At 44.4% G+C, this 13,936-nt stretch carries 14 protein-coding genes and 1 pseudogene; 10 read left to right on the top strand and 5 right to left on the bottom strand.

The annotated features are described in order from the left end of the window. Position 1: 1 nt before the first annotated feature. Both CEX98_RS00400 and CEX98_RS00395 read right to left on the bottom strand, forming a co-directional pair. Positions 2-835 (bottom strand): AAA family ATPase, encoded by an 834-nt coding sequence (locus tag CEX98_RS00400; RefSeq protein WP_099640168.1) that lies wholly within the window; start codon positions 833-835, stop codon positions 2-4. 46 nt (positions 836-881) lie between these two features. Beyond that, the gene (locus CEX98_RS00395; protein WP_099640167.1) at positions 882-1,118 is read right to left on the bottom strand and encodes a DUF1653 domain-containing protein; all 237 of its coding nucleotides are present in this window, start codon (positions 1,116-1,118) and stop codon (positions 882-884) included. A gap of 84 nt (positions 1,119-1,202) precedes the next feature. Here CEX98_RS00395 and CEX98_RS00390 point away from each other — a divergent pair, with 84 nt between their 5' ends. The 10 genes and pseudogenes from CEX98_RS00390 to rpoS all read left to right on the top strand — a co-directional run bounded on the left by CEX98_RS00390 (position 1,203) and on the right by rpoS (position 8,384). Then, the gene (locus CEX98_RS00390) at positions 1,203-1,673 is read left to right on the top strand and encodes a DUF2947 domain-containing protein (protein WP_099640166.1); all 471 of its coding nucleotides are present in this window, start codon (positions 1,203-1,205) and stop codon (positions 1,671-1,673) included. Positions 1,674-1,773: 100 nt separating this feature from the next. Beyond that, the gene (locus CEX98_RS00385; RefSeq protein WP_099640165.1) at positions 1,774-2,397 is read left to right on the top strand and encodes a hypothetical protein; all 624 of its coding nucleotides are present in this window, start codon (positions 1,774-1,776) and stop codon (positions 2,395-2,397) included. Positions 2,398-2,435: 38 nt separating this feature from the next. Then, on the top strand, positions 2,436-2,729 hold the full coding sequence (gene ftsB / locus CEX98_RS00380; protein ID WP_010605642.1) for a cell division protein FtsB: 294 nt from the start codon (positions 2,436-2,438) through the stop codon (positions 2,727-2,729). Next, positions 2,713-3,411 (top strand): 2-C-methyl-D-erythritol 4-phosphate cytidylyltransferase, encoded by a 699-nt coding sequence (gene ispD, locus CEX98_RS00375; RefSeq protein WP_099640164.1) that lies wholly within the window; start codon positions 2,713-2,715, stop codon positions 3,409-3,411. Before ftsB ends, ispD begins: the two co-directional genes overlap by 17 nt. Further along, positions 3,404-3,880: a 2-C-methyl-D-erythritol 2,4-cyclodiphosphate synthase gene (ispF, locus tag CEX98_RS00370; RefSeq protein WP_099640163.1), complete on the top strand. Its 477-nt coding sequence runs from the start codon at positions 3,404-3,406 to the stop codon at positions 3,878-3,880. Before ispD ends, ispF begins: the two co-directional genes overlap by 8 nt. Beyond that, positions 3,877-4,884, top strand: a complete 1,008-nt coding sequence (truD, locus tag CEX98_RS00365; protein WP_099640162.1) for a tRNA pseudouridine(13) synthase TruD — start codon at positions 3,877-3,879, stop codon at positions 4,882-4,884. The genes ispF and truD overlap by 4 nt, the downstream gene beginning before the upstream one ends. Before the next feature lie 50 nt (positions 4,885-4,934). Then, a complete protein-coding gene (gene surE, locus CEX98_RS00360) occupies positions 4,935-5,675 on the top strand; it encodes a 5'/3'-nucleotidase SurE (protein ID WP_099640161.1) in 741 nt (246 codons plus the stop codon). 9 nt (positions 5,676-5,684) lie between these two features. Next, a complete protein-coding gene (locus CEX98_RS00355; protein ID WP_099640160.1) occupies positions 5,685-6,323 on the top strand; it encodes a protein-L-isoaspartate(D-aspartate) O-methyltransferase in 639 nt (212 codons plus the stop codon). A gap of 196 nt (positions 6,324-6,519) precedes the next feature. Further along, positions 6,520-7,341: a peptidoglycan DD-metalloendopeptidase family protein gene (locus tag CEX98_RS00350; RefSeq protein WP_099640159.1), complete on the top strand. Its 822-nt coding sequence runs from the start codon at positions 6,520-6,522 to the stop codon at positions 7,339-7,341. Positions 7,342-7,404: 63 nt separating this feature from the next. Continuing rightward, positions 7,405-8,384: pseudogene (gene rpoS, locus CEX98_RS00345) on the top strand (RNA polymerase sigma factor RpoS). A gap of 271 nt (positions 8,385-8,655) precedes the next feature. Here the strand turns inward: rpoS and CEX98_RS00340 are convergent. The 3 genes from CEX98_RS00340 to pepA all read right to left on the bottom strand — a co-directional run bounded on the left by CEX98_RS00340 (position 8,656) and on the right by pepA (position 13,907). Continuing rightward, on the bottom strand, positions 8,656-11,505 hold the full coding sequence (locus tag CEX98_RS00340) for a valine--tRNA ligase (protein WP_099640158.1): 2,850 nt from the start codon (positions 11,503-11,505) through the stop codon (positions 8,656-8,658). A gap of 20 nt (positions 11,506-11,525) precedes the next feature. Beyond that, entirely contained in the window at positions 11,526-11,972 is a 447-nt protein-coding gene (locus CEX98_RS00335) for a DNA polymerase III subunit chi (RefSeq protein ID WP_099640183.1), read from the bottom strand. A gap of 423 nt (positions 11,973-12,395) precedes the next feature. After that, the gene (gene pepA, locus CEX98_RS00330; protein WP_099640157.1) at positions 12,396-13,907 is read right to left on the bottom strand and encodes a leucyl aminopeptidase; all 1,512 of its coding nucleotides are present in this window, start codon (positions 13,905-13,907) and stop codon (positions 12,396-12,398) included. Positions 13,908-13,936 lie beyond the last annotated feature (29 nt).

The following is a 13,936-nucleotide window of genomic DNA, read 5'->3' as shown; positions in this document are numbered from 1 at the left end:
ATCAGCGGCGGCTCATAAAGGCGAGTTTCTCAACCAAAGAAACGTCTTGCTCGTTTTTAAGTAGTGCACCAAACAACGGCATTAGGCCACCTTGGTTAGATTTGTCATGCAGCGCGTCAGGGGAAATATCTTCCGCAAGTAGTAGTTTTAACCAATCGAGTAATTCACTCGTGCTTGGTTTTTTCTTTAAGTTTGGTGTTTCACGTAATTGGAAAAAGCTTTCGAGTGCGCGTTGTACCAAACTCGCTTTAATATGTGGAAAGTGTACATCCACGATCTGCTGCATTTCTTCTTTGGTCGGGAAGTCGATATAGTGGAAAAAGCAACGACGTAAAAATGCGTCTGGGAGTTCTTTTTCATTGTTAGAGGTAATAATTACAATTGGGCGAACTTTGGCTTTTACTTGCTCGTTGGTTTCGTAAACATGAAACTCCATTTTATCAAGTTCTAACAGCAGATCATTAGGAAACTCAATATCTGCTTTATCGATCTCGTCGATTAGTAAAACGGGGCGTTGTTCTGCGGTGAATGCCTGCCACAGCTTACCTTTGATGATGTAATTACCCACATCATTAACGCGCGGATCGCCAAGTTGGCTATCGCGTAAACGCGAAACCGCATCATATTCGTATAGACCTTGCTGTGCTTTCGTGGTCGACTTAATGTGCCATTGAATAAGCTCAGTGTTTAAGCTCTTGGCTAGCTCCTCGGCCAATAAGGTTTTACCTGTACCTGGCTCACCTTTGATTAATAGTGGTTTTTCTAAAACAATGGCCGCATTGACGGCCTGTTGTAGCGCTGAGGTAGCAATATACTGATCAGTACCTTTAAACATAGTTCAACTTCTTGTGGTCAGATGAGATAGGCTCATCTTGCCACAATCAGCTTTTCGCTGCCAACCCTGCTTCTGGTTCGATCAAGCTAAAGCGGGGCACTGATCTACCCTCGACGACCACTTCTTCTAAAAACATCTCTAGGGGGCGAACCCAAAAGCTCATATCGCCATACAAAGTTTGATACACCACTTGCTGCTCTTGTGTTTCACTGTGTGTTGCTAATGCATGCACGCGGTAAAGTTTTCCTTTGTAGTGGCGGTAAATGCCTGGTGTGATATCCACTAATTTCAAGCTCCAAAAATAAAAGCCGTACGAGACGGGCTGAAATGTTATAATCCGTGCCATTAAGACTGAAGGTGTTTAAAGATGAATTATATTGCGCTGGACGATTATAAGAAAGCTTGGGTTTTCAAGCATAAAGATCTTCCAATTGAAGCATCCGACTTGGCGTTGATCAAGCCAATGACAGCGGCTCGCGCTGCGGTACTGTGGAGTACTATGGTCAGTAATGAGAAAGACCATCCCGACTTTTTCGATAAAAATGATTGGGTAGGAAAGGCTGAGTCGTGGCAAGAGGCGCTCAACTGGGAGCAGCCATGGGAAGCGGGTGAAGCGTTTCCTGAGGTGATTGAGCAGTTCCTTGATTGGCAGGACAACACTACGGTTTACTTTTGCCTTTCTCGAGATGATGTGATTGAAACGCGGTTTGACGTGTTTAAACGTTGTTGGCAAAACTTTATGTTTTTAACAGACGGGAGTTTTTTAATAGGCAAAAAACGCAGCTCGGTTGTACAATTTATGGCTGAGGGGCAAGCTAAATTAGGAACCAAACCTTAGGGCTTATTGAACCAACCGCTTTGCTTTGATTTGACACATGGCTAGTGTATAAAGGATGTACACCAGTCTACAAAAGTAGATTGTACTGATAGGAGGCGTTTTGGAGCAGCAGCAAAATACAATCTGGTATGACGAAGCATCGCGCCTGATGTTTGCAGAGCTTGTGAATGTATTTTATGCCAGAGAGTTACCTAAGCTTGCTGAATTATCCGATCATCAACGCCTTCAGCGTTTGTTAAACAGCTTGCCGTATTATGTTGAGCGAGCTGCCACGCACATCATTCAAGGTGAAGTACCACTTGAGTTAGATAGCTTTAATGGGTGTTGGTTAGCAAAACAACGGCCACAACCAAAAAGTGATAAAGCGGCAAACACAGCGTTTTTTACTAACAAGGTTAGTGTGGGTTTAGTGGTTCCGGTGCTTTATGCAGAATTAACAGGCACCACAGTGCGATTAGACAGCGTAGATCAAGTCACCGATGCCGGTAAGCTCCATTGTAATCAATTTGGTTGGTTTAGTGTTAGCGGTGATAGTTTAGCGTCAAGCAACTCGCAATCTATGCAATTGTTAAAGCCAACCAAGGCTTTGATGGTGGCGGCTTGTTGTGGTCATATGTGGCATTATGGCAGAGCAACTGCACCACGCAGGCTGACATTAAGAGAAATGCTATTAGCCAGTGCAATTAATTGGTCACAAGTACAAAAAACAAAGAAGAGTCAGTAACTAGAAAACGGCTCAACAGTAGAAGTTTGGAATAAACGATGCGATTTTTTCAGTTAGCGCTGTTGGTTTTAGCGCTATTTATTCAATATAGACTGTGGTTTGGTCACAATGGCGTGGAGGACTACACGCGGATCAAATCTGTGGTTAAATCGCACCAAGAAACCAATGCCAACCTCAGTAAGCGAAATAAACTATTAAAAGCGGATATCGAAGATCTTAAACTCGGCCTTGAAGGGGTTGAGGAGCGTGCTCGTCACGAACTTGGCATGATTAAGCCGGGCGAAACGTTTATCCGTGTATTACCTAAAGTACCTCATGAAAAAAAACGATAAACTTGCAGTCGTCATCCCCGCAGCTGGGGTTGGCAGTCGTATGCAGGCGCAAATGCCTAAGCAATACATTCCATTATTAGGCAAACCGATTTTAGTCCATACATTGCAAAAGCTAGCCGGACTAGATTGTGTGGACCAGTTTATGGTGGCCGTGTCCAAAGAGGATGGTTACTTTTCTACGCACTTGCTACCGGATAGTCGCTTTAGCCACTGCGAGGGAGGCCAAGAGCGGGCCGACTCAGTGCTGTTGGCTTTACAAGCACTTGCACCAAGTCAACCTGATTGGGTTTTAGTGCATGATGCCGCACGTCCATTAGTGGCACTTGACGATATTCGCCGTTTAATTGAGCAGTGTGTTAATCAGGGACAAGGTGGCATACTGGCAGCAAAAGTCAAAGACACCATCAAACGTGGTGAAGCTCAAGTTCAAGAAACTGTGCCTAGAGCCTCTCTATGGCAGGCATTTACACCACAAATGTTTAAGTATGAAGAGTTACTGACAGCACTTGAACTGGGCTTATCTCAAGGCGCAAATATCACGGATGAAGCCTCTGCGATGGAGCTACAGAATAAGCCGGTGCAACTGATAGCCGCGCGTACTGATAACCTAAAGATCACGACGCCTGAGGATTTGCCTCTCGCTGAGTTTATAATTCAACAACAAGGTAAACAGCATGATTAGAATTGGCCATGGATTTGATGTTCATAAATTTGGTGGAACCGGACCACTGACGATTTGTGGGGAGAAAATTCCTTACGAGCAAGGCTTTATTGCACATTCAGATGGTGACGTTGCTATTCATGCTTTGTGTGACGCTTTGCTAGGTGCATTAGCACTTGGAGATATAGGTAAACACTTTCCAGACACGGCAAGCGAGTTCGAAAACATCGACAGTCGTATTTTACTGCGTCGTGTGATGGAGCAAGTTAACACGCTGGGCTATAAAATTGGCAATGTTGATGTGACGATTGTTGCTCAAGCCCCCAAAATGCGACCGCACATTGATGCAATGCGAAGCAATATAGCCGCTGACTGTGAGGCGCAGCTCGACCAGATTAACGTGAAAGCAACTACCACTGAAAAGCTGGGGTTTGAGGGCCGTAAGGAAGGCATTTCAAGCCATGCTGTGGTACTACTGGTAAAAGCATGAAGACTTTAAATTACCTCTATGGCAAGCCGCTCTCTGACGCCGATTTTAAATCACAACCCGAAGACTTTCGGGTTGAAGAAGTCTTAGACATCCCATTTACTGGTGAAGGTGAGCATGTTTGCCTACAAATTGTTAAGAAAGGTGAAAATACCGCATACGTTGCTAAAAAATTAGCGGAGTTTGCTCAACTCCCACCACGTGAGGTGAGTTATGCGGGTATTAAAGACAGACATGGCGTATGTACACAATGGTTTAGTGTACCTGTACCAATTAAAAAGCCTTTAGATTTTAGTGCATTAAATAGCGATTCTATTTTTGTCATTCAGCAAGTAAGACACAATCGGAAGCTCAAAACAGGGTGTCATAAAGGCAACCGCTTTACCATTACACTGCGTAACGTGACAGCCCCGTTGGATATTTTGTCTCGTATCAACGCGGTACGCCAAGGAGTTCCGAATTATTTTGGTGAACAACGCTTTGGCCATGATGGTCACAATCTTGATATGGCACAGCGGTTGTTTGACGGTGAAAAGATCCGTGATAAAAAGCTCAGGGGACTTGTGCTATCGGCCGCTCGATCGCACTTATTTAACGAAGTGGTGAGTCATCGTGTTGCCGAGCATGGCTTGGCGACTACGTGGCATCGAGAAATATTTTTGCTAAACGGCAGTAATGCTTTTTTTGAATCAGATATTGATTGTGAACTAATAGAACGTTTGTTGGATGGTGATATTCTGCTTTCGGCACCTTTGGTGGGTAAAGGTGAAAAAGGCTTGTTACCGCAAGAGCGAGAGTGGCTGACTCCATTTGCTAAATGGCATGAGGGGCTCGCAGAGTTTGGGATGAAGAACGAGCGTAGAGCACTCAGGTTGATACCACAAGCTCTTAAAGTAAGCATGGCTGATGAAAGTACGATAACGCTTGAATTTAGCTTACCGAAAGGTACTTTTGCAACGGCGTTACTCAGAGAGCTAGTTAATCACCATGACGCTAGCAAAAAGTAACCTAACAGCAATGACCTAGTCATTGCTTAACAAGAATAAAGAGGTGAAAAATGAAGATCCTATTAAGTAATGATGATGGCGTTCACGCTAAAGGCATTGCTATCTTGTATCAAGCTTTATCACAAATTGCAGATGTTACTGTAATTGGCCCAGACCGAAATTGCAGTGGTGCAAGTAACTCTTTGACGCTATTGAATCCTCTTCGAGCAACGACTCTTGAGAATGGATTTATTTCAGTGAATGGCACACCAACAGACTGTGTTCATTTAGGGGTGAGCAAACTAAGTGATGAACTGCCGGACTTGGTGGTTGCTGGCATCAATAATGGCGCTAATCTTGGCGATGATACGCTATATTCAGGTACGGTTGCAGCCGCGACCGAAGGAAGACATTTAGGGCTTCCTGCCATTGCCGTGTCATTATGCTCTAAAAATGAAGCCCACTATGAAACAGCGGCTCACGTTACAGTGGAGATAATTCGAAAGCTAGCTAATCACCCGCTGCCAAAAGACCAAATTATTAATATTAATGTACCGGATATCCCACTGAATGAATTAAAGGGGATGAAGGTAACGCGCCTAGGCGCACGGCATAAAGCGGATACCATGACGGAGCAAATTGACCCATGGGGCAGAAGTGTATATTGGTACGGCACATTAGGGCACGAAAGCGATGCAGGAGAGGGCACCGATTTTCATGCAGTGAATAATGGCTATGCTGCCATTACCCCGTTAAAAGTAGACATGACTGCACACGAAAGTTTAGATGCAGTGGCGAGTTGGTTATCGTAAGAGGCGAATGTGCTGAACAATTATCAGGGCAGTGCCAATGCGCTGGTGGAACTGCTAAAACAGCAAGGCGTAGAAGATGAATTAGTGCTCAAAGCGATTGCTGGCACTCCGAGACATTTGTTCGTCGATGAAGTACTAAAGCATAAATCCTATGAAAATACGGCATTACCTATTGGTCAGGGGCAAACGATATCGCAGCCTTTTATCGTCGCAAAAATGACAGAAGTTTTGCTGCAGGTGGGAGTGAAGGGCAGTGTGCTTGAAGTTGGTACTGGCTCCGGTTATCAAACAGCCATTCTTGCACAAGTGTTTGAGCAGGTGTTTAGTGTCGAACGGATCAAGTCGCTACAGTGGCAAGCCAGAAGAAGACTGCACTTATTAGACTTATACAATGTCACTATGAAGCACGGGGATGGTTGGAAAGGTTGGACTTCAAAAGCCCCATTTGCAGGCATTATTGTGACGGCTGCCGCACAATCGGTTCCTGATGAGTTGTTAGCGCAGTTACAAGATGGCGGCGCGATGGTCATTCCGATAGGGGTCGAGGAGCAAACTTTGACCTTATTTGTTAAACAAGGTGATCAGTATATACGCCATGCACTTGCTCCGGTGCGCTTTGTTCCTTTGGTTGCAGGTGAAGTGGGTTAGGGGCTAACTAGTTCAACGATCTTTATAACAAGCTGTAAAAGACAATGTAGGCGGTTCAGCATGGATGCGAAAAGTAGGATATTACTCAGCAACTTCATAAAATATCTCTATTTTTTCCAGTAAAATATGAAAACTAAGCAAATTTAAGTTAGATTAATATGAAAGTAGTCTTTAGTAGCGCTGGAAAATACCACGAATGAGCAAGCTTAGGGTCATCATATCGGTTTGTTTAAGCGGTTTGCTTGTTGCATGTTCGTCAAATCATACCCCTGCGCCAGTTACTACTTTGTACTCTGGTAAGACCACCTCGACACATAAAATTAATATAAAAGGAAGTCGTTACAAAGTTAAAAAAGGTGATACTTTATTTGCAATTGCATTTAGTGCTAACAAAGATGTCAGAACTCTTGCGAAAATCAATAAAATTAAGCCTCCGTACACGATCTACCCAAATCAGATTATCCACTTACAATATCCCAGAAATAAAAACAAAAAGAACATAAAATACACGAAAGTAAACCACAAGTCTCAGTCTTTAAAACAAAAAAGTAACAAAACCCAGAAAAAAGAGCTTGATAAGCCAAAACAACGAGAGTATGTTCAAAGACAAGCCACACAAAAATCTACTAGTACCAAGGCTTTGTATAATAATAAGGTACTATGGAAATGGCCAGCTGAAGGCAAAGTTACTCGTCGATTTTCTATCAAGGAAAATGGTTATAAGGGGTTAGAAATCTCTAATAAGCCGGGTACTTCAGTGCGGGCTGCTGCTGGCGGTGTAGTTGTGTATGCAGGGAGCGCGTTACGTGGGTATGGCAATTTAATCATTCTGAAACATACAGATGATTATCTAAGCGCATACGCCCACAACGCTAAGTTACTCGTCAGAGAACAGCAAAAAGTTAAAGTTGGGGAAAAAATTGCCGAAATGGGTAGTACAGACGCTGCTAAAACGGCACTGAGGTTTGAAATCCGTTTTAAAGGTCAAGCTGTCAACCCGGCAAAATACTTGCCATAAAGTAATGTGAGTACATCGATTGGTTCGAGTACCCTTACTTTTATTCGCTTGGGGAGAATACTTATGGCTCACACTACAAAATTACCTACGAAATCAACTCCAGAATTAGACAAGTTCGAAGACGATAATATCGACGAACCGAAAGACGAATTGCTAGAAAATCTCGATGATGAAGAAGAAGTTTTTGCCAAAGATGAAGCGGTTAAAAACTTAGATGCCACGCAACTCTATTTAGGTGAAATTGGATTTTCCCCACTGCTTAGCGCAGAAGAAGAAGTGTATTTTGCGCGTAAAGCATTAAGAGGCTGCGAAGCTTCTCGTAAACGGATGATAGAGAGCAACCTGAGATTAGTTGTTAAAATTGCACGACGTTATAATAACCGAGGCCTGGCATTACTCGACTTAATCGAAGAAGGGAATTTAGGCTTGATCCGTGCAGTAGAGAAGTTTGATCCAGAACGTGGTTTTAGATTTTCAACTTACGCAACGTGGTGGATCCGTCAAACCATAGAGCGGGCTATCATGAATCAAACCCGCACGATTCGTTTGCCTATCCACGTCGTGAAAGAACTCAACGTTTATCTGCGTACTGCACGTGAACTGACCCAAAAATTGGATCACGAGCCTACCGCAGAAGAAATTGCTGAATGTCTCGACAAGCCTGTTGAAGAAGTCAGTAAAATGCTGCGTTTGAATGAAAAAATCACTTCGGTTGATACACCCATTGGCGGTGAAAACGACAAGGCCTTGCTCGACATTATTGCCGATGAAAAAGGCGGTGGCCCTGAAACTGAAGTGCAGAGCAATGATATCAACAAACACATTGTTGATTGGCTTGGCGAACTCAATCCAAAACAGCGTGAGGTATTAGCAAGACGTTTTGGTTTACTTGGCTATGAGCCACTACGCTTGAGGATGTTGGTCGTGAAATTGGGCTAACGAGAGAACGTGTAAGGCAAATTCAGGTTGAAGCGCTGAGACGTTTAAAAGATATCTTACAACATGAAGGGCTGAGTACAGACAGCCTGTTTGAGCAACAGTGATACGTTAGTTAGTTAACCTGAGCTTCGGATAATTAATGCCTTTCTAGCAGCCAGTTTTAGCGCTAACGGCGTTGAATTCACTTCCAATAGCCAGCTATTGGTGCGTAAATTCGCCTGGTTATCCCCAAAACTCTCTGGCTAGACAAGAAAATTAGTTAATGTGAACTTAAAAACAATGAGTTAGCTCATTTCTTATCCAAACCTCAGGTTAGTTAATAAAAAAGCCGCGATATGCGGCTTTTTTTGATCTTATGAGCAAGATGGAAAGCGATTACAAGCTTTCAATCTTCGCTTTTTGCTCAAGCAGCTTCGCCTTTGCATCGCTAAACTCAGCTAATTTGGCTTTTTCTTTGGCCAATACCGCTTCAGGTGCGTTACTTACAAACTTTTCGTTTGCTAGCTTCTTCTCAACCTGAGCTAAGCCTTTTTCTGCTTTTTCAAGCTGCTTAGCAATACGTGCAAGTTCTGCTTCAACATCAATTAACCCAGCCATTGGGATCATGATCTCAAGGTCGCCGATAAATGCAGTAGCACAAGCCGGAGCGTCTTCTTTGTTAGCAAGTAAGTCAACCGTCTCTAGCTTGGCAAGTGCACTTAAGAAAGCTTGGTTTTCTTCTAGACGACGTTTGTCGTCATCGCTGGCACCTGTCAGTAGCACGTTCAATGGTTTGCTTGGACTAATGTCCATTTCACCACGAATGTTACGAATAGCAATAATAAATTGCTTCACCCACTCAAGGTCAGCCATTGCTTGTGCATCTACTTGGCTTTCATCAAACTCAGGGAACGCTTCAAGCATAATCGTCTTCGCTTCGACACCAGCAATTGGTGCTACACGTTGCCAGATTGTCTCTGTGATATAAGGCATCAGTGGATGCATTAAGCGCAATAAGCCTTCCAACACAGTGATAAGTGTATGGCGCGTACCGCGTTGCTGAGCCTCATTACCTTTAAATAGAATTGGCTTGGTCAGCTCTAGATACCAGTCACAGAATTGGTTCCAAGTGAACTCATAAATGGTGTTTGCCGCCAGGTCAAAGCGATAGTTATCCAAGTGCTCAGAGAACACCTTAACGGTATTTTGGAATTGGCCTAAAATCCAACGATCAGCAAGAGAGTAGACTTTTTCGTTATCGTTGAAGCCACAGTCTTGTTCTTCTGTGTTCATCAATACATAACGGCTGGCGTTCCAAAGCTTGTTACAGAAATTACGGTAACCTTCAAGGCGGTTCATATCCCAGTTGATATCACGACCCGTTGAAGCCATAGCTGCAAGGGTGAAACGCAACGCATCAGTACCGTGTGCTTCAATGCCATCAGTGAATGTTTTACGGGTATTCTTCTCGATTTTAGCAGCAAGCTGCGGCTGCATCATATTGCCAGTACGTTTAGTCACTAGGCTCTCAAGATCGATACCATCTATCATATCTAGTGGGTCTAACACGTTACCTTTAGACTTGGACATCTTATCGCCATTTTCATCGCGAATAAGACCAGTCACATAAACCGTCTTAAATGGAACTTGTGGCTTGCCATTTTCGTCTTTGATGAAATGCATGGTCATCATGATCATGCGAGCAACCCAGAAGAAGATAATATCAAAGCCAGTAACTAAGGTATCTGAAGGGTGGAACACCTTGAGATCTTCAGTGTTCTCTGGCCAACCTAAGGTTGAGAAAGTCCACAGAGCAGAAGAGAACCAAGTATCTAACACGTCTTCATCTTGTGTTAGTGTTACGCTTGCGTCGAGGTTGTGGTTTTGACGTACTTCGGCTTCGTCGCGGCCAACATACACATTCCCTTCGTTGTCGTACCATGCAGGGATCCTGTGACCCCACCAAAGCTGACGTGAAATACACCAGTCTTGGACATCACGCATCCACGAGAAATACATGTTCTCGTATTGCTTAGGAACAAACTGAATATCACCATCTTCTACGGCTTTTACTGCAGGCTCAGCAAGCGGTGCAACGCGAACATACCATTGATCGGTTAGTAGTGGTTCAATCACCACGCCAGAGCGGTCGCCGTAAGGTACAGTTAGACTGTGGTCATCGATTTTCTCGAGTAGACCAAGTTGCTCAAACTCGTCGACGACTTGCTTACGCGCATCGAAGCGATCAAGGCCGTGGAAACGCTCAGGAATTGGTGCATCCATCGCCTCAAGTGGTTTACCATCAAAAGTAAAACATTCACCCGTATTTAGAACCGCTGCATCTTTGTTGAATACGTTGATCATTGGCAGCTCATGGCGCTTACCAACTTCGTTATCATTAAAGTCATGAGCAGGTGTGATTTTTACGCAGCCTGTGCCTTTTTCCATATCAGCATGTTCATCGGCAACAATAGGAATGCGACGGTTTACGATAGGAAGCAGGATCTCTTTACCAATTAGATCTTGGTAACGTTCATCATCTGGGTTTACCGCGACACCTGTATCACCAAGCATGGTTTCTGGACGAGTGGTTGCAACAATGATGTAGTCTTTGCCATCTTTGGTGGTTACACCATCCGCAAGCGGGTAACGCAAGTTCCACATGTGGCCTTGTTTATCTTTGTTTTCAACTTCCAAATCAGAAATTGCAGTATGTAATTTAGGATCCCAGTTTACGAGGCGTTTGCCACGATAGATAAGATCATCTTGGTACAGGCGAACAAAGACTTCTTTTACCGCTTCAGACAAACCGTCATCCATGGTAAAACGTTCTCTATCCCAATCTACAGAAGCACCAAGACGGCGGAGCTGTTTGGTGATAGTGCCACCGGATTGATTTTTCCATTCCCAGATCTTATTGATGAATTCATCACGGCCCAAGTCATGGCGTGATTTGCCTTCTTCAGCTGCTAGTTTACGCTCAACAACCATCTGAGTTGCAATACCTGCGTGGTCAGTACCTACTTGCCAAAGCGTGTTTTTACCCTTCATACGCTGGTAGCGGATCAACGTGTCCATGATAGTGTCTTGGAACGCGTGGCCCATGTGTAGACTACCTGTGACATTCGGCGGTGGGATCATAATTGAATATGCGTCACCATTGCCTGATGGCTTAAAGTAGCCATTTGACTCCCAGTCTTGATACAAAGACTGCTCAATATCTTGTGGATTGTAGGTTTTATCCATTACACAGAACCCTAAAAATGCTATTTCTCAATGTCTTCAGTGGAAATTGTTGCACCAAGTGCACGAAGGTGCTTAAAGCGCTCCCGCGCGGCTTGCTTGGCACTGGCTTCTACAGGCACAAAATCGATGACCTGTTCAAAGCGACGAATAAAGTCAGGGACGACCCGGGATAAGTTGATTAACACCGAGCGACGAGCGGCAGGAGGCATAGAGCCTATCTCCACCGGTGCGCCGCCTTTAGGGCCTTCGCCTTGTAAGTTGTGGGGCACAAACCTATCTGCGTCAAAACACCACAGGTGCTCATCAAACAGATGAGCATCGTCAGCATTGTCAACGTTGACAAAAATACGGTGTCCAGCTTGATATAAGCTTGCCGCAGTTTGTGCTGCCAGATCAAAATGAGCCGGAACGCTAATCCCCGGCTCATCGTCTTGTTTTAACACGTAAAAGCGCGCTTTGATAGTCATAATAGTAATACCAGTTGCGAGGAGTGTTATGGTCTGCCACATGCTCCACAGCTGCCCAATTTCAGTGTGCTTATCACTGTGATTGAGTCGACTAAGAAAGTGATACCAATTAACTTGATTAAACTAAATTAGTATCAGTATGCGCGGCTTAGTTTAAAACTAAATATGGCGCGACTTAAATGCACATAAATAAGCCTGTATTCTGCCATATAAAGGCACCACCATCAATCAAGATACCGGATAAGCTGAATAAAATATGGCAAGGGATGGAGAGAATTTGCTTGGGAGGTTTAATCGCTTGGTAGCCGCGAGTAGACGCGGGATAGAGTCGCGGGGTAAACCCGCTGCTACGGTTTGGGTTAACCTTGTGTAGCAGCGACTTTATGTCGCGACTTAGGTTATTAAGTCTCGCGACCTCGACGGTTAGTCTTGCTGTGCGTCTGTGATATCAGCACGGTTAAGCAGGTATTGCATTAACATTGGTACTGGGCGGCCTGTTGCACCTTTGTTTTTGCCACTGCGCCAAGCAGTACCTGCGATATCTAAGTGGGCCCAGTTATACTTTTTAGTAAACTTAGACAAGAAGCAAGCAGCTGTAATGGTGCCAGCTGCACGGCCACCTAGATTGGTGAAGTCAGCAAATGGGCTCTCTAGTTGCTCTTGATAGTCATCCCAAAGCGGTAACTGCCATGCTCTGTCGCCACTTTGCTCCGACGCTTTTAACAAATCATGAGCCAGTGGGTTATGATTTGATAATAGCCCTGTGGCATGGCTGCCAAGTGCAACAATACAAGCACCTGTGAGCGTTGCAACATCGACAACTGTCTCAGGCTCGAACGCCTCAACATAAGTAAGCGCGTCACATAACACAAGACGGCCTTCTGCGTCTGTATTAAGCACCTCAACAGTTTGCCCCGACATGGTAGTTAAAATATCACCTGGGCGGTAAGCGTCTCCGCCAGGCATATTTTCACAGCCGGCTAATACGCCAATCACGTTAAGTGGCAGTTGCATTTGTACTACAGCGCGCATTAAACCAAGCACACCCGCAGCACCACCCATATCGTATTTCATCTCATCCATGGCTTCGCCAGGCTTGATTGAAATACCGCCAGAGTCAAAGGTTAGCCCTTTACCAACGAATACAATGGGCGCTTGGCCTTCGTCACCACCATTGTAGTGGATCACCGACATCACCGATTCATTACGGCTTCCACGGCCTACAGCAAGGTAAGAGTGCATACCTAGCTCTTCCATTTCCTGTTCGCCAACGAGGTTAACGGTAACGTTGTCAAAGTTTTCGGCAAGTTGTTGAGCTTGCTCACCTAAATAGCGAGGATTGCAGATGTTTGGTGGCATGTTGGCAACGTCTTTACAAACTTTACTACCGGCAGCAATAGCCAAGCCGTGCTCAATGGCGCTTTCACCAATGGTTAGCTCACGGCGCGTTGGTACGTTGAACACAATCTTACGAAGTGGGCGTCTTGCTTCGCTCTTTTTACTTTTTAATTGATTAAAGGTGTACAAACAATCTTGCGTGGTTTCTACGGCTTGACGAACTTTCCAATAGGTATCGCGACCTTTAACGTGCTGTTCGGTTAAGAAGCATACGGCTTCCATTGAGCCTGTTTCGTTTAAGGTATTGATGGTTTTTGAGATAATTTGTTTATATTGTTTATCGTCTAACTCTCTTTCCTTACCACAGCCAACTAATAAAACACGTTCGCTTAATACGTTTGGTACATGGTGCAGTAGCAACACTTGTCCTGGTTTGCCTTCAAGGTCACCACGTCTGAGTAAGTTTGAGATATAGCCTTCGCTTATTTTATCCAGCTGTTCACCGATTGGTGAGAGACGGCGTGGCTCGTATACACCAACAACAATACATGCGCTGCGCTGTTTCTCTGGACTACCACTTTTAACGCTGAATTCCATTGCGACTCCTGAGTCTTTGTCATGTCTTT

It is taken from the genome of Pseudoalteromonas piscicida (assembly GCF_002744175.1).
GTDB lineage: Bacteria > Pseudomonadota > Gammaproteobacteria > Enterobacterales > Alteromonadaceae > Pseudoalteromonas > Pseudoalteromonas piscicida_B.
The sequence above is the reverse complement of the archived record's forward strand: the minus strand, read 5'-3'. Positions and strand labels throughout refer to the sequence as shown.